Origin of the sequence: Nonomuraea sp. NPDC003560, from assembly GCF_042878785.1 — a bacterium.
Taxonomy (GTDB): Bacteria; Actinomycetota; Actinomycetes; order Streptosporangiales; family Streptosporangiaceae; genus Nonomuraea.
Map to the genome: position 1 here is coordinate 492,543 of NZ_JBIAOF010000006.1, position 17,198 is coordinate 509,740.

The 17,198-nt window shown below is 71.9% G+C and carries 23 protein-coding genes; 19 read left to right on the plus strand and 4 right to left on the minus strand.

Annotated features, from left to right (window positions below):
• Window positions 1–71: 71 nt before the first annotated feature.
• Entirely contained in the window at window positions 72–743 is a 672-nt protein-coding gene (locus ACFYUV_RS26005; RefSeq protein ID WP_387671942.1) for an HNH endonuclease family protein, read from the plus strand.
• 24 nt (window positions 744–767) lie between these two features.
• Here ACFYUV_RS26005 and ACFYUV_RS26010 read toward each other — a convergent pair whose 3' ends face one another.
• Window positions 768–1,589, minus strand: a complete 822-nt coding sequence (locus tag ACFYUV_RS26010; RefSeq protein ID WP_387671945.1) for an alpha/beta fold hydrolase — start codon at window positions 1,587–1,589, stop codon at window positions 768–770.
• Window positions 1,590–1,655: 66 nt separating this feature from the next.
• Here ACFYUV_RS26010 and ACFYUV_RS26015 point away from each other — a divergent pair, with 66 nt between their 5' ends.
• The 17 genes from ACFYUV_RS26015 (at window position 1,656) to ACFYUV_RS26095 (ending at window position 13,422) form a co-directional block, all read left to right on the plus strand.
• A complete protein-coding gene (locus ACFYUV_RS26015) occupies window positions 1,656–2,144 on the plus strand; it encodes a MarR family transcriptional regulator (RefSeq protein WP_364333401.1) in 489 nt (162 codons plus the stop codon).
• Complete coding sequence (locus tag ACFYUV_RS26020; RefSeq protein ID WP_387671949.1) at window positions 2,141–2,671, plus strand: flavoprotein; 531 nt, start codon at window positions 2,141–2,143, stop codon at window positions 2,669–2,671. The genes ACFYUV_RS26015 and ACFYUV_RS26020 overlap by 4 nt, the downstream gene beginning before the upstream one ends.
• Before the next feature lie 157 nt (window positions 2,672–2,828).
• Window positions 2,829–3,254, plus strand: coding sequence for a DUF6010 family protein (locus ACFYUV_RS26025; protein WP_352363358.1), 426 nt, complete (start codon window positions 2,829–2,831; stop codon window positions 3,252–3,254).
• Between the two features lie 36 nt (window positions 3,255–3,290).
• Window positions 3,291–5,090, plus strand: coding sequence for a flavin-containing monooxygenase (locus ACFYUV_RS26030; RefSeq protein WP_387671953.1), 1,800 nt, complete (start codon window positions 3,291–3,293; stop codon window positions 5,088–5,090).
• Window positions 5,091–5,218: 128 nt separating this feature from the next.
• Window positions 5,219–5,488 (plus strand): hypothetical protein, encoded by a 270-nt coding sequence (locus ACFYUV_RS26035; protein WP_358291054.1) that lies wholly within the window; start codon window positions 5,219–5,221, stop codon window positions 5,486–5,488.
• Complete coding sequence (locus tag ACFYUV_RS26040; RefSeq protein ID WP_387671956.1) at window positions 5,481–6,095, plus strand: DUF6879 family protein; 615 nt, start codon at window positions 5,481–5,483, stop codon at window positions 6,093–6,095. Before ACFYUV_RS26035 ends, ACFYUV_RS26040 begins: the two co-directional genes overlap by 8 nt.
• A 4-nt stretch (window positions 6,096–6,099) precedes the next feature.
• Window positions 6,100–6,819, plus strand: coding sequence for a DUF6082 family protein (locus ACFYUV_RS26045; RefSeq protein WP_387671959.1), 720 nt, complete (start codon window positions 6,100–6,102; stop codon window positions 6,817–6,819).
• A gap of 11 nt (window positions 6,820–6,830) precedes the next feature.
• The gene (locus ACFYUV_RS26050) at window positions 6,831–7,220 is read left to right on the plus strand and encodes a hypothetical protein (protein WP_387671962.1); all 390 of its coding nucleotides are present in this window, start codon (window positions 6,831–6,833) and stop codon (window positions 7,218–7,220) included.
• 67 nt (window positions 7,221–7,287) lie between these two features.
• The gene (locus tag ACFYUV_RS26055) at window positions 7,288–7,905 is read left to right on the plus strand and encodes a TetR/AcrR family transcriptional regulator (protein WP_387671965.1); all 618 of its coding nucleotides are present in this window, start codon (window positions 7,288–7,290) and stop codon (window positions 7,903–7,905) included.
• Entirely contained in the window at window positions 7,902–8,318 is a 417-nt protein-coding gene (locus ACFYUV_RS26060) for a thioesterase family protein (RefSeq protein ID WP_352363345.1), read from the plus strand. Before ACFYUV_RS26055 ends, ACFYUV_RS26060 begins: the two co-directional genes overlap by 4 nt.
• A 61-nt stretch (window positions 8,319–8,379) precedes the next feature.
• Window positions 8,380–9,540, plus strand: coding sequence for a sensor histidine kinase (locus ACFYUV_RS26065; protein WP_387671968.1), 1,161 nt, complete (start codon window positions 8,380–8,382; stop codon window positions 9,538–9,540).
• Window positions 9,528–10,169: a response regulator gene (locus tag ACFYUV_RS26070; protein WP_387671972.1), complete on the plus strand. Its 642-nt coding sequence runs from the start codon at window positions 9,528–9,530 to the stop codon at window positions 10,167–10,169. Before ACFYUV_RS26065 ends, ACFYUV_RS26070 begins: the two co-directional genes overlap by 13 nt.
• A gap of 34 nt (window positions 10,170–10,203) precedes the next feature.
• Entirely contained in the window at window positions 10,204–10,998 is a 795-nt protein-coding gene (locus tag ACFYUV_RS26075) for an MBL fold metallo-hydrolase (RefSeq protein WP_387671974.1), read from the plus strand.
• A gap of 35 nt (window positions 10,999–11,033) precedes the next feature.
• On the plus strand, window positions 11,034–11,606 hold the full coding sequence (locus ACFYUV_RS26080; protein ID WP_387671977.1) for a PadR family transcriptional regulator: 573 nt from the start codon (window positions 11,034–11,036) through the stop codon (window positions 11,604–11,606).
• A 115-nt stretch (window positions 11,607–11,721) separates the two neighbouring features.
• On the plus strand, window positions 11,722–12,099 hold the full coding sequence (locus tag ACFYUV_RS26085) for an SgcJ/EcaC family oxidoreductase (RefSeq protein ID WP_387671980.1): 378 nt from the start codon (window positions 11,722–11,724) through the stop codon (window positions 12,097–12,099).
• Window positions 12,096–12,446: a hypothetical protein gene (locus ACFYUV_RS26090; RefSeq protein WP_387671983.1), complete on the plus strand. Its 351-nt coding sequence runs from the start codon at window positions 12,096–12,098 to the stop codon at window positions 12,444–12,446. Before ACFYUV_RS26085 ends, ACFYUV_RS26090 begins: the two co-directional genes overlap by 4 nt.
• 10 nt (window positions 12,447–12,456) lie before the next feature.
• The gene (locus ACFYUV_RS26095; protein WP_387671986.1) at window positions 12,457–13,422 is read left to right on the plus strand and encodes a GNAT family N-acetyltransferase; all 966 of its coding nucleotides are present in this window, start codon (window positions 12,457–12,459) and stop codon (window positions 13,420–13,422) included.
• Here the strand turns inward: ACFYUV_RS26095 and ACFYUV_RS26100 are convergent.
• Both ACFYUV_RS26100 and ACFYUV_RS26105 read right to left on the minus strand, forming a co-directional pair.
• Window positions 13,409–14,755: an ATP-binding protein gene (locus ACFYUV_RS26100; protein ID WP_387671989.1), complete on the minus strand. Its 1,347-nt coding sequence runs from the start codon at window positions 14,753–14,755 to the stop codon at window positions 13,409–13,411. The genes ACFYUV_RS26095 and ACFYUV_RS26100 overlap by 14 nt on opposite strands.
• A complete protein-coding gene (locus tag ACFYUV_RS26105) occupies window positions 14,752–15,423 on the minus strand; it encodes a response regulator transcription factor (protein ID WP_387651341.1) in 672 nt (223 codons plus the stop codon). Before ACFYUV_RS26105 ends, ACFYUV_RS26100 begins: the two co-directional genes overlap by 4 nt.
• Before the next feature lie 125 nt (window positions 15,424–15,548).
• On the opposite strand from ACFYUV_RS26105, the gene ACFYUV_RS26110 reads away from it, so the two are divergent.
• The gene (locus tag ACFYUV_RS26110; protein ID WP_387671991.1) at window positions 15,549–16,118 is read left to right on the plus strand and encodes a hypothetical protein; all 570 of its coding nucleotides are present in this window, start codon (window positions 15,549–15,551) and stop codon (window positions 16,116–16,118) included.
• A 2-nt stretch (window positions 16,119–16,120) separates the two neighbouring features.
• Here ACFYUV_RS26110 and ACFYUV_RS26115 read toward each other — a convergent pair whose 3' ends face one another.
• Window positions 16,121–17,197: a hypothetical protein gene (locus ACFYUV_RS26115; protein WP_387671994.1), complete on the minus strand. Its 1,077-nt coding sequence runs from the start codon at window positions 17,195–17,197 to the stop codon at window positions 16,121–16,123.
• Window position 17,198: the final 1 nt, after the last annotated feature.

Here is a 17,198-nt window from a genome sequence, read left to right on the forward strand (position 1 = left end):
CGCACCCCCACTTGCGGAGGGCTGGCCATCCACTTGGAGGAGGTCCGTCCTGGGTGGGTATGGGGTAAAGCATGATCTTCCTGAGACGGGCCGTCCTGATGGCCGTCCTCGCCTTTCTGGTCGTCCCGATCACCGAGGTCGTCGCCGCGCCGCAGCCGGCCGCGGCGCAGTCCGGCGCGCGCGCCCACGCGGGCGCGCAGGCCGGTGCGGCGCGGGCCCGCCGCATGCTGGCCCAGCTACGGGTCGCCAGGCCCTTATCCCTGCGCGGCTACACCCACCGCCGGTTCCAGCCCAGGTGGGGACGTCACAAGGGAAGGTGTGACGTACGCGAGACCGTCCTGGCCCGGGACGGGCGGCGGGTGCGCAGGAACGCGGCCTGCCATCCGGTGAAGGGCGTCTGGTACAGCCCGTACGACGGCAGGCGGTTGAAGAGCGAGCGCATGGTGGACGTCGACCACGTCGTCCCGCTGGCCTACGCCTGGCGCTCGGGCGCCAAGAGGTGGAGCCAGGCGCGGCGGCGGGCCTTCGCCAACGATCTCACCCGTCCTGAGCTGGTCACCGTCAGTCATTCCGCCAACATCGCCAAGGGCGGGCAGGGGCCGCAGAGCTGGCGTCCGCGCCGCCGCGCCTACTGGTGCCGCTACGCGACGTCGTGGATCACCGTGAAGCACCACTACCGCCTGTTCGTGACGCGCAGCGAGCGCGTGGCGCTGTCCAACATGCTCCGCACCTGCGGCCGCTGACCGCACGTCCAGCCGGCCGCATGTTCACTGGCCGGGAGCCAGCAGTTCCTTGAGCGCCCGAGCCGTCGCGCGCGGGAAGGCCGTGTTGCCGTTGTGGCCGCCCGGCAGCGTGACCGGCTCGACGCCGAGCAGCTCGGCCAGCGCGAGCGCGCAGCGGTAGGTGTGCACCGACGGCCGGGTGGCGAGGCCGATCGCCGGGATCACCCGGGTCCCGGTGCCCACCGTCTCCGCCGGGGCGAGGTCGTCCTCCATGACGGCCGTGAACTCCGTCCCGATGAAGAACCCGAAGTTGGCCTGCCGCCTGGCCGTGAGCGGCTGCGGGGTGAGGCCGTCCTCGGTCTCGTCGTGGGCCGGGTCGATGCCGAGGTGCCGGGTGATCGCGGGGAAGGCCGCGGCCAGCCCCCCGTCCGCGTACGCCCGCTGGATGGCCGCCAACTCGGCCACGTGCTCGGCGCGGCCGGCGGCGGGCAGCAGGTTCGGCAGCACGGGCTCGTGCGCGATCAGCGTGCCGAGCACGCCGGGGTGGCGGGCCGCGACCCGCAGGCCGATCGCGCCTCCCATGCTGAACCCGGCCATCAGGGCGGGCCCGTCGGCGACCTCGGCGAGCAGCCGCGCGACGTCGTCGGCGTGGTCGGCCATGGTGACGGGCGGCGCGGCGGGGTCGAGGGTGCTGCGCGACAGGCCGCGCCGGTCGTAGGTGACGACGGTGAAGGCGTCGGCCAGGAGCGGCACGAGGTCGGCGGTGCGATCGGCGTCGCCCTCGCCGCTCTGCGACAACAACAGGACCGGGCCGCTGCCCTCGACCTGGAAGTGGAGGGTGGCGCCTGGGACGGGAAGGGCGTTCATGGGGGTCTCCTCCGCTAGGGAAAAAGCATCTAAATAGATGTATCGATATAGATGTATCATGACTTCATGAACGGAGTCGAACTGTTCCTGCTCGGCCGCACCCTCATGAAGATCGGCGAGCAGGCGATGCCCCAGCCGAAGGGCGACGGCCCCCGGGGCTCGGTCCGTACGGTGCTCGTCGTCCTCGGCGACGTGGTCGCCCACCCCGGCACGACGGTCAGCGAGATCGCGGCGCGGACCGGCCTGCCGCAGAGCCAGGTGTCCACGGCCGTCGCCCGGCTGGAGTCCACGGGGTCGATCGAGGGCGTGCCCGATCCGGCCGACCGGCGGCGGCGGCTCATCCGTCCCGCTGCGACGCCCTCCGCCCGGGTCGCCGAGGTCAGGGCCGCCACGATCGACGACGCCCTCGCCGCCGCCCTGCCCGATCCGGCCCCCGAGGCGGTCCGCGAGGTCACCGCCGCCCTGGAGGTGCTGGCCCGCCACCTCACGCCGGAGGTCGCCGCCCGCGTACGCGAGGTCGAGGGGGCGGCGGGCGTCCTACGATCTCAACCGTGAAGACACCGGCACGCAGTCTCTATGTCATCGTGTGCGCGGCCGGCCCGGCCGGCGACGTGGCCAGGCTGGTCGTCCCGGCCCAGGAGGAGGGCTGGGACGTCCAGGTCGTCGCCACGCCGTCGGCGCTCGGCTTCATCGACGTGCCGGAGCTGGAGCGCCTGACCGGGCGCCCGGTCCGCAGCCGTTACCGCAAGCCGCACGAGCCCAGGCCGCCGAGGGCCGACGCGATCATCGTCGCCCCGGCCACGTACAACACGATCAACAAGTTCGCCATGGGCGTCGCCGACACCTACGCGCTCGGGCTGCTGGCCGAGGCCCCGGGGCTCGGCATCCCCGTGGTCGTGCTGCCGTTCGTCAACAGCGCGCTCGCCGCCCGCGCGCCCTTCCGGCGCAGCGTCGAGGAGCTGCGGTCGGAGGGGGTGCGCGTCCTGATCGGGCCGGGGCAGTTCGAGCCGCACACGCCGAGCGCGGGCGACGGCAACGACACCTACGTCTGGGAGAGCGCGCTCACGGCGCTGCGTCCGTGACGAGAGGTCCCTCCGTGACGAGAGGTCCGTCCGTGACGAGAGGTCCCTCCGTGAGGAGAGGTCCGTCCGTGACGAGAGGCTCGTCCGTGACCAGAGGCCGGAAAGAGGCGCGGTAGGACCTGGCTGCGTTCCCCTCGAAACCGGCAGGAAGTGCCCCATGTCCATCCTCATGCCGATCCTGATCGGCCTGGTCGCCGTCTCCCTCGTCTCCCTGATCCCCGAGCCGCACGGCCGCCGCGCCAACGCCGTGCTGGTGGCCGGCGCGGGCGCCGCCTACCTCAGCGGCGGCGGGCTCGGCTACTGGGAGTTCCTGCTGCCGGTCGTGATGACCTACGTCGCCTACCGCGGGCTGGAGAGCTGGACGTTCATCGGCATCGGCTGGCTGCTGCACACCGCCTGGGACGTGCTGCACCACCTCCAGGGCAGCCCGCTGCTGCCCTTCGCCGCGGACTCCTCCTTCGGCTGCGCCATCTGCGATCCGGTGATCGCGTTGTGGTGCTTCGCGGGCGGTCCGCCGGTCCTCGGTCGGCTGCGGGCCCGCTTCGCCCGTCCGCGGGCCTTGTCGAACGAGATTCGCGAATGACATTCTGGAATTCGGAACCTCGTCCCCGGAGGACGTATGGACAAAGAAGCCCTCCGCCGCAAATACCTCGAAGAGCGCGACAAGCGGCTGCGCCCGGACGGCGACGACCAGTACGTCCGCCTCACCGGCCGCTTCGCCCACTACCTCGACGACCCGTACACGCCGAGGACCGAGCGCGAAGCGAAGACCGACCACGTGACGGTGGCCGTCGTCGGCGGCGGGTTCGCCGGGCTCGTCACCGGCGCCCGGCTCAGGGAGGCGGGGGTCGGCGACGTGCGGATCGTCGAGAAGGGCGGCGACTTCGGCGGCACCTGGTACTGGAACCGCTACCCGGGAGCCCAGTGCGACACCGCGTCGTTCGTGTACATGCCGCTCCTGGAGGAGACCGGCCACATGCCGACGGAGAAGTACGCGCACGCGCCCGAGATCCTGGAACACTGCCGCCGCATCGGCAAGCACTACGGCCTGTACGACGACGCGCTCTTCCACACCGAGGTCCAGGACCTGGAGTGGGACGCGTCCCGGTCGCGCTGGACCGTCCGGACGAACCGCGGCGACGCCTTCACCGCCCGGTTCGTGGTCATGGGCATCGGCCCGCTGCACGTGCCCAAACTCCCCGGCATCCCGGGCATCGACGAGTTCCGCGGGCATTCGTTCCACACCAGCCGCTGGGACTACGACTACACCGGCGGCGACCCCACGGGCGCGCCCATGGACCGGCTGGCGGACAAGCGCGTCGCCGTCATCGGCACGGGCGCGACGGCCGTCCAGTGCGTGCCGCACCTGGCCCGCGCCTGCGCCGAGCTGTACGTGTTCCAGCGCACCCCCTCCTCGGTGGACGTGCGCGACAACCGGCCCACCGACCCCGCCTGGTTCGCCGGGATCGCCACCCCCGGCTGGCAGCAGCGCTGGCTGGAGAACTTCACCGGCAACCAGACCGGCGGCCTGGTCGACGAGGACCTGGTGATGGACGGCTGGACCGACATCGCCCGCCGGGTCCGCGCCCGCATCGCGGCCCTGCCGCCCGAGGACCTGACCCTGGAGAAGATGGCGCAGGCGTACGAGGAGTCCGACTTCGAGAAGATGGAGGAGATCCGGGCCCGCGTCGACGCGATCGTCGCCGACCCGGAGACCGCGGCGAAGCTCAAGGCCTGGTACCGCCAGCTCTGCAAGCGTCCCTGCTTCCACGACGAGTACCTGCAGTCCTTCAACGTGCCGGGCACCCGCCTGGTGGACACCGACGGCAAGGGCGTCGAGCGCGTCACCGGGCGCGGGGTGGTGGCCGCGGGCGTCGAGTACGAGGTCGACTGCGTCATCTACGCCTCGGGCTTCGAGGTGACCACCGACTACACCCGGCGCGCCGGCTACGAGCTGACCGGCCGCGACGGCCTCCGGCTCACCGACCGCTGGGCGGACGGCATGCGCACTTTGCACGGCATCCACGTGCACGGCTTCCCGAACGTCTTCGTCGTCCAGCCCACGCAGGGCGCGAACCTCATCTCCAACATCCCGCACAACCTCACCGAGGCCGGCCGGACCATCGCCACGATCGTCAGCCACGCGCTCGACCAGGGCTTCGACGAGGTCGAGGCGACCCAGGAGGCCGAGGACGCCTGGATCGAGCTGCTGCTGTCGGGCCCCGGAAGCATCCTGGGCGCCTCCGCCGACTGCACCCCCGGCTACTACAACAACGAGGGCCGCGACGCCGGCATGAAAGGCCGGCTGAACATCGGCCATCCACAGGGGGCGATGGCGTACTTCGCCTACATCGACGGCTGGCGCACGTCGGGGGCGTTCGAGGGGCTGGAGTTCCGCAAGCGCGCAGAGGGAGAATGATCCGGCGCGCACCGTGAAAACATTACTGCCGCCGCAGTGAATTCACTCTTCCGTGACAGGGACATTGTCCGTCATGGCATTCGATGTCACACTCATGCGTAACGCCACCAGGGAAAAGAGGTTTTGCCGTGGCGCGTCCATGGGAAGCTGACGCATCGGCCGAACTGCGACGACGCCTGGGGAGGTCGGCCCTTGAGCTCGGCGATACCACGGCAAGTCCCTCATGTCCTGACATCTGGGAGCTTTCCAACGGCGATATCGCGGTGATCGGACGCGACCTCACGGAGAGTTATCGTGGCCGCCTGCCCGCGGGGGTTAGTATTGCCCGAGACGAACGCCTGGTCGTCATTCCTCGCAAGATGCTCGTAGCCGCCAAGCCGGATATCCCTGATGCTTAGAAACGTCGCTGCGGCGCAGTCCCAGCTGCTCACTCCAGATGAGTATTTCTCCGATTTCTGGCCGTACTTCCAAGGGCTCGAACGCGTCTTCTGGAAACTGGAGACCCGCCAGAGCTACCGCGAGCCGGACGAGCCGAGCTGGCTGGCCCTCGACGCCGGCGACTGGGGCGAGGCGATCCGGCTCATCGACGAACGCCGCCACGAGATCCAGCGGCCGCTGCGCGAGGCGGGGGAGTTCGCGATGCGGCGCGTCCGGCTCGTCGAGCGGCCCTTCAGCCGCTACCTGCAGTGGGAGCTCTACTACATCCGCCTGCGGGCGCTGGCGGGTGAGCACATCCGCGTGCTCGAAGCCGACCGCCTGCCCGCGCTCGGCTTCCCCGGGCCGCTGCCCGAGCTGGTCGTCCTTGACTCGACGGTCATGTACGAGGTGCTCTACAGCGAGGACGGCACACTGACCGGAGCGCGCAAGATCCTCGACCGGTCGTTGATCGAGAGCTGCGGAGACGACATGGAGAAGATCTTCGGCCAGGGGGTGGAGCTCATTCCGTACATGGCCGCCGAACGCGACGTCCTCCCCCCGCCCCTGCGCCACTCCGCCACGTTGTAGCCCGGTGAACAGGCGGTCGTTCGGACGCTACTGGGTGACCATCCTGCTCCTGCTGTCGGTGGTCGCCGCTGCCGGGCTGGTCGTCGCCTCGCCGTTCTTCCTGGCCGCCCTGGGGCGCAGCCGCGGCGACTGGTCGGTGCTCGGCGACATCGGCCAGACGTACGGCGCGGCCTCGGCCATCCTGGCCGTCCTCGCGCTCATCGGCGTGGCGTTCTCGCTCGTGCTCCAGGCCAGGGAGGCCAAGTCCGCCAGGGAGCAGGCGCTGCGCACGCTGCACGGCGACCTGATGAAGATGGCGATGGACGACCCGCTCTACCGGGCCTGCTGGGGAGCGTTCTTCGCCTCCGGCGACGAGGAGGGCCAGCGGGCCCACCTGTACGTGAACATGATCCTCAACCACTGGCTGCTGATGTGGGAGCTGCGCTCGATCACCGAGGCGCACCTGCGGGAGATCGCCGCCACCGTGCTCGCCGGGCCGATCGGGCGTGACTTCTGGCGGCAGGCGCGGACGCTGCGGACGGCGAGCGCCGGGTCGCGCAGGGAACGCCGGTTCAACCTGATCATCGACGACGTCTACTCGGAGGTCACCGCCGGCGGGGCGGCGCCCGTGGCCGCGCGGGCGGCCCGCGGGGGGAGTTCCGTGGTGGTGGGGGTCGGGGTGGCGCTCGCGCTGGTTGTTGTCGTTCAGCGTATTTTGCGTGGATTCGTCAGGGGTGGGCGCTAGTTTCGTCCACCATGAGCTACGACCTGTACTTCGGCTCGGAGGACGCCGAGCCGCGCCCGCCGGACCCGGTGGCCTGGAACAACGTCGTCACCCAGGCCCGCGCGCTGCTCGGCGACGTGACGGTCTTCGAGGACCCGCCCAACTGGGAGCTCGAACACGAGGGCACCGGCATCTCCGTGGACCACTGGGCGGGCGGCTGGGGGATCAGCGTGCCCTACTGGTGGCACGGTGAGGCCGCGGGCCGGGTCGTGGACCTGATGTACCAGGTGGCGCGGATCGTCGAGCGCGAGTCGGGGCTCGACGGCAACGATCCCCAGCTCGACTGCCCGCTCGCGGACGCGGACGCCGCGGCGGCGGTCCGGATCTTCGACGCGGTCGCGGTGCGCTCCGGAAGGATCTGACGGGGTGCGCTCCGGAAGGATCTGACCCAGCAATCTGAACGATCGGTCGTTAATGTATGCTGGCGGCATGGCCGACGTGAAGGAAGACGGTCGCCGGGCGCGCGGGCAGCGCAGCCGTGAGGCGATCCTCGGGCAGGCCGTGTCGCTGGCCTCGGTGCACGGTCTGGACGGGCTGACCCTGGGCCGGCTGGCCGAAGCCGCCGGAGTCAGCAAATCCGGATTTTTCGCCCATTGGAGGGATAAAGAGCAACTTCAGCTCGACACCATCGAGTGGGCCGTCCGCCAATGGACCGACGAGATCGTCAAGCCCGCGCTCAAGGCCCCTCCCGGCGTGGCCCGCGTCCTGGCCCTGCACGAGGCCCGCCTGCGGTTCTACGAGAGAGGCGTCCTGCCCGGCGGGTGCTTCTTCTACACGGCGCGGGTGGAGTTCGACGACCGTCCCGGCCCGGTCAGGGACCGGGTGGCCGAGTCGATGGCCGACTGGCTGAGGTTCATCGAGCGGCTGGTCCGGGAGGCGGTCGAGCTGGGGGAGCTGCCCCCGGAGACCGACCCGGCGCAGCTCGCGTACGAGATCGACGCCCTCGGCGAGGCCGCGGTCACCCACACCCGCCTGCTCGGCAGGGGCGAGGCCGCCTACGAGCGGGCCCGCCGAGCCGTCCACGACCGACTGAAGGAGTTCGCGTGACCCAGACCCGCCCCGCCCAGGTGCACTTCGACGACCTCGACGCGATGGGCCTGCTGCACAACTCGCGTTACGCCCTGCTGGTCGAGCGCGCGATCTCCGCCTACTGGGCCGAGCAGGGCTGGAGCTTCGACCCGGCGATCTCCAAGTTCAAGGACCTCTACCTGGCCGTACGCGAGTTCAAGATCACCTACAACGCGCCGGTCATGGGCGCGGGCGAGGTGCAGGTCGACTTCTGGATCGACCGCATGGGCCGCACCAGCGGCGTGTACGGCTTCCGCGTCCTGTCGCAGGACCGCTCGGTGGTGCACGCCGAGGGCTACCGCGTCAACGTCAACCTCGATCCGCAGACCTTCCGGCCCACGCCGTTCAGCGCCGAGCTGCGCACCGCCGCCGAGCCGCTGATGGCGGGCTGAGCCGCCGACGGTAGACCCTGCACTACTGCGGGCCGTTCCCGGCCCCGGATACGGTCACCGGGTGGGAGACAGGACCGCGCTCGAAGCGCTCACGCGGCGGCCGCCCGGCTTCCTCCGGTCGGCCTGGCCGTGGCGGTGCGTGGCGTACCTGGTGGGCAGCGTGGTCCCGGGGGCGGCCGTCGCCCTCGGGGCCATCGCGGTCGGGCTCGCCGGGCCGCCGGCCGGCCTGCTGCTCGTGCCGGTGCTGATGGCGCTGGTCGTGCCGCTGATCGCCCGGTTCGAACGGGTGCGGCTGCGTCTGGTGGACACCGTGCCGCTGCCGCCGGTGCCCGACCGGCGCCGGCGGGAGATCGGGGTCGCGGTCATGACGGTGTTCGCGATGTGGTGGATCGACCTGGTCATGCTGGGGTTCACCGTCGGAGGGCCGGTGCTGCTGATCCTGTCGCCCGTGGTCCAGCCGGAGGCCGGGCCGGGCCTCGGCGCCGTGGCGAGCGTGGCGGGGGTGCTGCTGCTGCCGGTGGCGGCGTACACGATCACGGCCTGGGGCGGGGCGCGCGGCGCGATGGTCAGGGCGGTGCTCGCGCCGGCCGGGTCGGAGCTGGGCGAGGTCGTGCGGTCGCGGGCGCGCCTGGTGGACGCGTTCGAGACCGAACGCCGCAGGATCGAGCGCGACCTGCACGACGGCGCGCAGCAGCGGCTGGTCGCGCTGTCGATGACGCTCGGCCTCGCCCGGCTGGACGTGCCCGACGACTCGCCGACGGCCCGGCTGCTCGACGTGGCGCACGACGAGGCCAGGCAGGCGCTGGCCGAGCTGCGCGAGCTGATCCGGGGCGTGCACTCGCAGGTGCTCACCGACCGCGGGCTGGGCGCGGCGATCCGCGACGTGGCCGGACGCTCGCCCGTCCCCGTGGACGTGGACGCCGACGAGCTGGGACGGCTGCCCGCGCCCGTCGAGGTCACCGCCTACTACGTGGTCAGCGAGGCGCTGGCGAACGTGGCCAGGCACAGCGGAGCCACCAGGGCCACGGTCACCGCCCGGACGGCGGCCGGCACGCTGGCCGTCGAGGTGCGCGACGACGGCGTCGGCGGCGCGGACCCGGCCAGGGGCACCGGGCTGACCGGCCTGGCCGACCGGCTCGCCGTGGTGGCGGGAAGATTGTCGGTGTCCAGCCCGCCGGGCGGCCCGACCCTGGTACGAGTGGAGATTCCGTGCGCGTCGTGATCGCCGAGGATGCCGTGCTGCTCCGCGAGGGGCTGGCAGGGCTCCTCGAACGGTTCGGCCACACCGTGGCGGCCTCGGTCGGCGACGCCGAAGCCCTGGTCGCGGCGGTCGCCGAGCACCGCCCCGACGCCGTGGTGACCGACGTGCGCATGCCCCCGGACTTCACCGACGAGGGCCTGCGCGCCGCGCTCGGCCTGCGCCGCCGCCACCCCGACCTGGCCGTCCTCGTGCTCAGCCAGTACGTCGAGCAGACGTACGCGGCCGAGCTGCTGGAGTCCGGCGCCGGCGCGGGCGTCGGCTACCTGCTGAAGGACCGGATCGGCGACGTGCGCGAGTTCGTCGACGCGCTCGACCGGGTGGCCGCGGGCGGCACGGTCGTGGACCCGGAGGTGGTGCGCCAGCTCCTGCGCCGGCGGCGCGACCCGCTGGCCCGGCTCACCCCGCGCGAGCAGCAGGTGCTCGCCCTGATCGCCGAGGGCCGCGCGAACGCCTCGATCGCCAGGGAGCTGGTCGTCACCGACGCCGCGGTGGCCAAGCACATCGCCGGCATCTTCACCAAGCTCGACCTGCCGCCCGAGTCCGACGGCCACCGCCGGGTCCTGGCCGTGCTGGCCTACCTTCGGGGATGACCGGCGGGAAGTCCGAAAAGTAAGGTTCGTTGCCATGAACGAGCAGTGGCAGGAGGTCGGCGACCGGGTCTACGTGCGCCGCCATGAGTCCTTCGACCTGAACACGGGCCTGATCGTGGGCGACGGGCACTGCCTGGTGCTCGACACCCGCAGCTCCCACCGGGAGGCGGCCGACCTGATCGACGCGATCAGGACGATCACCGGCCACCCGTGGACGGTCGTGAACAGCCATTCGCATTTCGACCACTACTTCGGCAACGCGCTCTTCCGTCCCGCCGAGATCTGGAGCCACGTCCGGTGCGCCGAGGAGATCGACGTCTACGGCGAGCGGCACCGCGCGGACGTCATCGAACGGCTGCCGGACCGCCGCGCGGAGATGGAGGAGATCGCCATCGTGCCGCCCGACCACACCTTCACCACCTCGGCCAGCCTCGACATCGGCGGACGCATGGTGCACCTGCGGCACTTCGGGCTCGGCCACAGCAGCAACGACATCGTCGTGCACGTGCCGGACGCCGGCGTGGTGTTCGCCGGTGACCTGGTCGAGGAGGGCGCGCCGCCGGCGTTCGGCGACTCCTACCCGCTCGACTGGCCGGACACGACGGCCGCGATGCTCGACGCGCTGCCCGAGCCGGTGTTCGTGCCGGGGCACGGCGCGGTGGTCGGCCGGGCCTTCGTCCAGGAGCAGCAGGCCGAGCTGGCGCTGGTGGCGGAGCTGGCCGCGAAGGCCCACGTGGAGGGGCTGCGCGACTCGATCACACGGTTCCCGTACCCGGAGGAGGTGTCGCGGCAGGCGATCGAGCGGGCCTTCCTCCAGCTCGACAGGTGAGCTATATTGCAAACTGCAATATAGGGGGAGGCAACATGGCACAACGCAAGGGCCTGGTCGACCTGACCGTGCTCGCCCTGCTCACGATGCAGCCGAGCCACCCCTACGAGCTCCACCGCTTCATCATCGACACGCACAAGGACTACATCACCGGCCTGCCGCGCAGCCTCTACCACGCGGTCGAGCGGCTGGCCGGGGACGAGCTGATCGTCCCCGCCGCGACCGGGCGCGAGGGCCGCCGGCCCGAGCGCACGGTCTACGAGATCACCGACGAGGGCCGCGAGGAGCTGATCACCCGGCTCCGGCGGCTGCTGGAGCAGCCCGACCCCGACCGGCGCGCCTTCGTGGCGGCCATCTCGCTGATCGGCTGCCTGCCGCTGCCCGAGGCGCAGCGGGCGCTGCGCACCCGCGCCGCCACCCTCGAAGGCACGCTCGCCGGGATGGAAGGACACATCAAGGCCATGCGCGACAGTGGCCTGCCCGAGATCCTCATGCTGGAGGTCGAGTGCGAGCAGGCGCTGCACGCCGCCGAGCTCGCCTGGATCAGAAACCTTCTCGACCGGCTCGACCAGGGCGAGCTCGCCTGGACGAGCACGATCGAGGGGTGAGAGAAGGGCCGCCGGGGTGCGCCAACACCCCGGCGGCCGGACATCCGAACACGGCGCCTGCCCTGCCCGGACGCGCAACTCCCAGGATAGGCGCCGCGACGAAAGGAGCTGTGCCATGTCCGAAGAGATCACCCGCCTGGTGGAGCGGATGACCGAGACCTGGAACGCCGGCGACTCCGCCGCCTACGCCGGCCTGTTCACCGAGGACGCCGACTACATCACCTTCTTCGGCCTGCACCTGCGGGGCAGGAAGGCGATCGAGGAGACCCACCGAGCGCTGTTCGAGACCTCCGTCAAGCTCGCCGAGGGCGGCCCCGCGCCGCTCGTCAGGCCGCTGACCGACGACGTCGCGCTGGTGATCGCCGGCGGCAGCTCGTCGGTGGCCGGCGTGCCCGACCCGAGCAGGGAGTCCGTCGTCACGCTGACCGCGCTGCGCACGCCGGAAGGCTGGCGGTTCGCCTCCTTCCAGAACAGCCGGGTGCGCAAGCCGTGAGGAAACGGCTGATCACCGAGGTGGCCGGGGTGGTCGGCGCCCCGGCCGAGCAGGTGTGGCAGGCCCTGACGCGTTCCCTGCCCGAACACCCGATGACCGTCGAGCAGGACGGGTACACCGTGGCCTACCAGGGCGGCTGGTGGTACCGGGGCGAGTGGACCGTGCTCCCGCACCCCGAGGGCGCCCGCGTGGAGCACCGCGTCTACGACGTGGCCGAGCGGGGACGCTGGGCCGTGCCTCTGGCCAACCGGTTCTTCATCGGGTTCGCACAGCGGACGAGAATGGGCTTCGCCGAAGGCATCGTCCGCATCGGGAAAGAATTGGGGTGCTCCGCCAGGCTGTCCTAGGCTGCTGGCCATGAGCCTGGTGTGGGAACCGCTGACCCCTGACGACGCCGAGGCGCTCGCCGCACTCCTGGCCGCGATCGAGGCCGAGGACCGCACGGGCGAGGTCCACGACCTCGACGACGTCAGGGAGCAGCTCGGCCACCGCCTGATCGACCTGGCCGCGGGGACGCTCGCGGCCAGGCAGGGCGGCGAGATCGTCGCCTACGGCTACCTGCCGACCCGGCAGTCCGTCACCGACACCCACGTCATGCGGCTGTCGGGCGGCGTGCACCCCGCCCACCGCAGGCGCGGGCTCGGGCGGCGGATCGTCGATTGGAGCCTGGCCGCGGCGCCGGGGCTGAGCGAGCGGGCCTTTCCCGGCGTGCAGCCGGAGATCCACCTCTACGCGCCCGACACCAACGTCGGGCTGAAGGCGCTGGCCGAGGGCGCCGGTTTCGTTGCCAACCGCTGGTTCGCCCAGATGGGACGCTCGCTGTCGGGCGACCTGCCGGCCGTCACGCCGCCCGCCGGGGTGACCATCGCCCCCTGGTCGCCCGAGCTGGACGAGGGCGCCCGCCGCGTACGCAACGAGGCGTTCCTCGACCACTGGGGCAGCGTGCCGCACACCCCGGAGAGCTGGCGCGACTACATCGTCGGCTCCCAGAACTTCCTGCCCGAATCGTCGTTCCTGGCCCTGCACGAGGGGCGGCCGGTGGGCACGCTCATCACCCACACCTTCGAGGGCTACAACGCGCTGGCCGGCGAGCGCCGGGCCTGGATCCAGATCATCGGCACGCTCCGGGAGTGGCGCGGCAAGGGCGTGGCCGGCGCGCTGATCGCGCACGCCCTGGCCGCCTTCCGCGTGCAGGGGTTCGACACGACCGGGCTGGGCGTCGACGCCGACAACCCCACGGGAGCCGTCAGCGTCTACTCCCGCGCCGGTTTCGAGATCTTCCAGCGCAGCACGAACTACGCCCTGGCCGTCAAACGGGGCTGAGCGCTCCGTCCGCGAGGGGGAACCGGGCCACGAAACCGGCGTCCGTGTACGTGAGGGTGCCGCCGTGCAGGTGGGCGATGTCCCTGGCGATGGGCAGGCCGAGCCCGGCGCCGCCGGCGTCCCTCGCCCGCGCCTCGTCCAGGCGGGTGAAGCGGCCGAAGACGGCCTCGCGGTGCTCCGGCGGGATCCCCGGGCCGTCGTCGCGCACCTCCAGCACGGCCCGGCCCTTCTCGGCGCGCACCCGTACGCGTACGGCCGAGGCGGCGTGCCGTACCGCGTTGTCGGTCAGGTTGGTGACCAGCCGGTCGAGGTGGGCGCGGGAGCCGTGCAGCACCACGTCCGGCTCGATGTCCAGCTCGACCCTGATCTCCGGCCGCCGCCTGGCGCGCAGCGACTCCTCGGCCGCCACCTGACCCAGGTCCAGCTCGTCGGTGCGCAGCGGCTCGCCGGCGTCCAGCTTGGCCAGCATGAGCAGGTCGGCGGCCAGCGACTGCAGGCGTTCGACGTCGGCCAGCGCCTCGCGGGTCAGCTCGCTCTGCTCGGCCAGTTCGAGCCGGGCCCGCAGGGTGGCGATGGGGCTGCGCAGCTCGTGCGCGGCGTCGGCGACGAACCGCTTGTGCCGGCCCACGGCCGTCTCCAGGCGGTCGAGGGTGCCGTTCACGGTGGTGGCCAGGGCCGCGATCTCGTCCTTGGAGCCCGGCACCGGCACGCGCTGGTGCAGGTCGCGGGCCGTGATGTCGGCCACCTTGGCCCTGATCGCGGCCACGGGGGCCAGCGCGCGGCCCACGGAGAACCAGGTCATCCCGGCCACCACGAGCAGCAGGGCGGGCACGCCGGGCAGCAACGCGCCGTACAGGGCCTGGACGGCCTTCTGCACGCCGTCCAGGGAGACCCGCGACCAGAGCGTGGCCGGGCCGGTCGGCGTGCTCACCTGCAGGCCCGCGACGGCGTAGTCGGCCGGCTGCGCCCACAGGGCGGGCGAGCCGGTGGCGCGGCCGGCCAGGACGAGGTCCGGATCGGCGAGCCGCACCACGGACAGGTCGTCCACCAGGATGGTGCTCATCTGAGCGGCGGTCGTCGTGGCCGCCGGCGTCGCCCCCTCCGGCATGATCGGCACCGTCTCCGCGTACGGCATCGCCGCCGCGGCGCGCCTGACCGCCTCCTCGCCCGCGTTGCCCTCCAGCGTGCCGCGCAACGCCATGACCAGCACCAGGGCGGCCACGCCGAGCGCCAGGGCCACCACCAGCGTCGCCGCGACGGTGGCCCGCACCCGCACCGACGACATCCCGCTCGACACCCGGGCCCACGTCGGCCGTCCGAGCAGCGCCTTCATGCCGCCTCCAACCGGTAACCCGCTCCCCGGACGGTCACCAGCGTCGTCCGGCCGAACGGCAGGTCGATCTTCCTGCGCAGGGCGCTGATGTAGACCTCGACGATGTTCGGGTCGCCGTCGTAGGAGAAGTCCCACGCCTGGGCCAGCAGCTCGCTCTTGGAGACCACCTCGCCGGGACGGCGGGCCAGCGCGTGCAGCACCGCGAACTCCTTCGGCGTCAGCCCGACCTCCACCCCGCCCCTGCGGCAGCGCAGGCCGGCCGGGTCCACCACCAGGTCGCCGACCGTGATCGTCACCGGCCGCTCGGTCCCGCCGCGCCGCACCAGGGCGCGCAGCCGGGCCAGCAGCACCACGTACGAGAACGGCTTGGCCAGGTAGTCGTCGGCGCCGTTGTCGAGCGACTCGGCCTCGTCGTGGACGCCGTCCTTGGCGGTGAGCATCATGATCGGGGTCCAGTCGCCCGCCTCGCGCAGCCGGGAGCAGACCGTGTAGCCGTTCATCCTGGGCAGCATCACGTCCAGGACGATCACGTCGTACGCGTTCTCGGTCGCCATCCACAGGCCGTCGCGCCCGTCGTGGGCCACGTCCACGGCGAAGCCCTCGCCCGCCAGCCCGCCCTTGATCAGGCCGGCCAGCCGTTCCTCGTCCTCCACCAGCAGCACTCGCACGACGTCCAGAGTGCCTGAGCGAACCTAAAGCCAACCTGAAGATCATTTCGGGCGCGTTCAGGGTCGCTTCAGGTGCGGGCGAGCACGCTCGGGGGCGTTCGGATGGATTCCACTGAGGAGAATGCATGTTCAAGCGACGTCTCGCGGTCCTCGGCACGGTGGGGGTGCTCGCGCTCGCGGGCCTGGGCGGCTCCGCCCTGGCCGACGGAACCCCCGCACCCGACGCCACCACCGCCACCACCACGGCTGTCTTCTGCCGGACGCCGGACGGCAAGGAGGTCAAGCTCGCCGACGGCCCGGCGGCCCGCATTTTCGTCATGCGCGACGAGAAGGGGGAGCGGGCGGACGGCGCGCCGGAGCTCAAGGCCGAGCGGGGCCGCGTGATCGAACTCGCCCCCCGGACGATCACCGAGGCCGCCCCGACCACCCCTTCCGCTCCGACCGCCCCTCAATCCGGCACCGAGGCCGCGCCCACCACGCCGAGCGCCACCGTTCCCGAGGGCGAGGCCGTGCCCGCCGTCCCGGCGACCCCCCTGACCGATGCCGAGGCCGGGCCCACCGCCCTTCCTGAAGGCGAGGCGGCGCGGATGCTTCCGGCGCTGCCCGCGACCGAGCTTCCCCCGGGCGCCAAGCAGCTGGACGACCCCAGCAAGGTCGTCCACATCGTGTGCGCCCCCGCCGAGCCCGCCAAGTAGGTTCACCCGGGGAACGACGGGTGCGGGCCGAGCGCCCAGTACTCGTACAGGCCGTGGCCCACGAGCCCGTCATACTCGAAGCGGCCGACGGCGTCGACCAGGCCCCACATCCTGGCGGCGTCGTCGGGCAGCCGGTACGTCACCCCCTGCACGACCGGCCCCGGCCCCTGGTACATGCCGTGCCTCCACTCCGGCTCCAGCCCGTATCCGGTGCCGGCCATGAGGTGCACCGGCAGCACCGGCGTGCAGCGCACCTCGAACGGCCTGCCGCCCGGCGGTGAGAAGGCGATCACGGCGTCCACGACGTCCCGGGTGCCCGGGGCGTAGACCGGGCGGTAGTCCGGCCGGCCGAGGTACTCCTCCTCCCGCCCGTCCGTCCAGACGCGCACGGCCTCCTCCAGCAGCCGCCGGCCACGGTGGTCCTCCTGGATGATGCACAGGATGGCGTGGTCGTCGAACTTCATCGGCGTGTACAGCCAGTAGAACGTGCCGGGGTTGTTCGCCTGGATGCCGGGCGGCTCGGGCTCGCCCACCGGCCGCACGCCCCATGACCGGTCCCTGGTGCCGAGCCAGCGGTCGGGGGTGACCGGGATCACCTGGTCGCCGACGGTGATGCTGCCGGACCAGCGGCCGGTCTGGGCGAGCCGCACGGAGTCGAACATCACCCGTTCCTGCCAGCGCAGGAAGTGGCGGGGTTCGAGGGTCGCCGGGATCGTCCCCTCCCAGTCGAGCTCGAAGGACAGGCCATGCTCGGTCGGCTCCAGGATCACGCGGAGCCGCTTGAGCCCTTCGATCACCTCGACCCGGAAGGGGCCGATCCTGGTGTCCATCCGGTCGGGGCCCAGCTCGCGCGAGGCCCGCACGACCCGGTGCAGGTCGCCGTGCCTTACGAGGGCGAAGGCGTCGGTGACGCCGAGGTTGGGGTACTGGCCGAGGCCGACGATCAGCATGAGCTCGTCGGTGCCGGCGTGGCAGTTGAAGTAGTAGCGGTCGTAGAAGTTGCGGTCGGAGGTGGCGACGTGCCGCATGACCTGGGCGGTCTGGTGCACGGGGTGATCGTCGAGCGGTGACAGCGCCATG

Bases quoted from the DNA above. Each gene is read 5' to 3' on its own strand.
- ACFYUV_RS26040 (WP_387671956.1), top strand. From the start codon at position 5,481: ATGCTTAGAAACGTCGCTGCGGCGCAGTCCCAGCTGCTCACTCCAGAT.
- ACFYUV_RS26050 (WP_387671962.1), top strand. From the start codon at position 6,831: ATGAGCTACGACCTGTACTTCGGCTCGGAGGACGCCGAGCCGCGCCCG.
- ACFYUV_RS26005 (WP_387671942.1), top strand. From the start codon at position 72: ATGATCTTCCTGAGACGGGCCGTCCTGATGGCCGTCCTCGCCTTTCTG.
- ACFYUV_RS26015 (WP_364333401.1), top strand. From the start codon at position 1,656: ATGAACGGAGTCGAACTGTTCCTGCTCGGCCGCACCCTCATGAAGATC.
- ACFYUV_RS26100 (WP_387671989.1), bottom strand. From the start codon at position 14,755: ATGAAGGCGCTGCTCGGACGGCCGACGTGGGCCCGGGTGTCGAGCGGG.
- ACFYUV_RS26010 (WP_387671945.1), bottom strand. From the start codon at position 1,589: ATGAACGCCCTTCCCGTCCCAGGCGCCACCCTCCACTTCCAGGTCGAG.
- ACFYUV_RS26115 (WP_387671994.1), bottom strand. From the start codon at position 17,197: ATGGCGCTGTCACCGCTCGACGATCACCCCGTGCACCAGACCGCCCAG.
- ACFYUV_RS26110 (WP_387671991.1), top strand. From the start codon at position 15,549: ATGTTCAAGCGACGTCTCGCGGTCCTCGGCACGGTGGGGGTGCTCGCG.
- ACFYUV_RS26055 (WP_387671965.1), top strand. From the start codon at position 7,288: ATGGCCGACGTGAAGGAAGACGGTCGCCGGGCGCGCGGGCAGCGCAGC.
- ACFYUV_RS26095 (WP_387671986.1), top strand. From the start codon at position 12,457: ATGAGCCTGGTGTGGGAACCGCTGACCCCTGACGACGCCGAGGCGCTC.
- ACFYUV_RS26080 (WP_387671977.1), top strand. From the start codon at position 11,034: ATGGCACAACGCAAGGGCCTGGTCGACCTGACCGTGCTCGCCCTGCTC.
- ACFYUV_RS26085 (WP_387671980.1), top strand. From the start codon at position 11,722: ATGTCCGAAGAGATCACCCGCCTGGTGGAGCGGATGACCGAGACCTGG.
- ACFYUV_RS26075 (WP_387671974.1), top strand. From the start codon at position 10,204: ATGAACGAGCAGTGGCAGGAGGTCGGCGACCGGGTCTACGTGCGCCGC.
- ACFYUV_RS26025 (WP_352363358.1), top strand. From the start codon at position 2,829: ATGTCCATCCTCATGCCGATCCTGATCGGCCTGGTCGCCGTCTCCCTC.
- ACFYUV_RS26030 (WP_387671953.1), top strand. From the start codon at position 3,291: ATGGACAAAGAAGCCCTCCGCCGCAAATACCTCGAAGAGCGCGACAAG.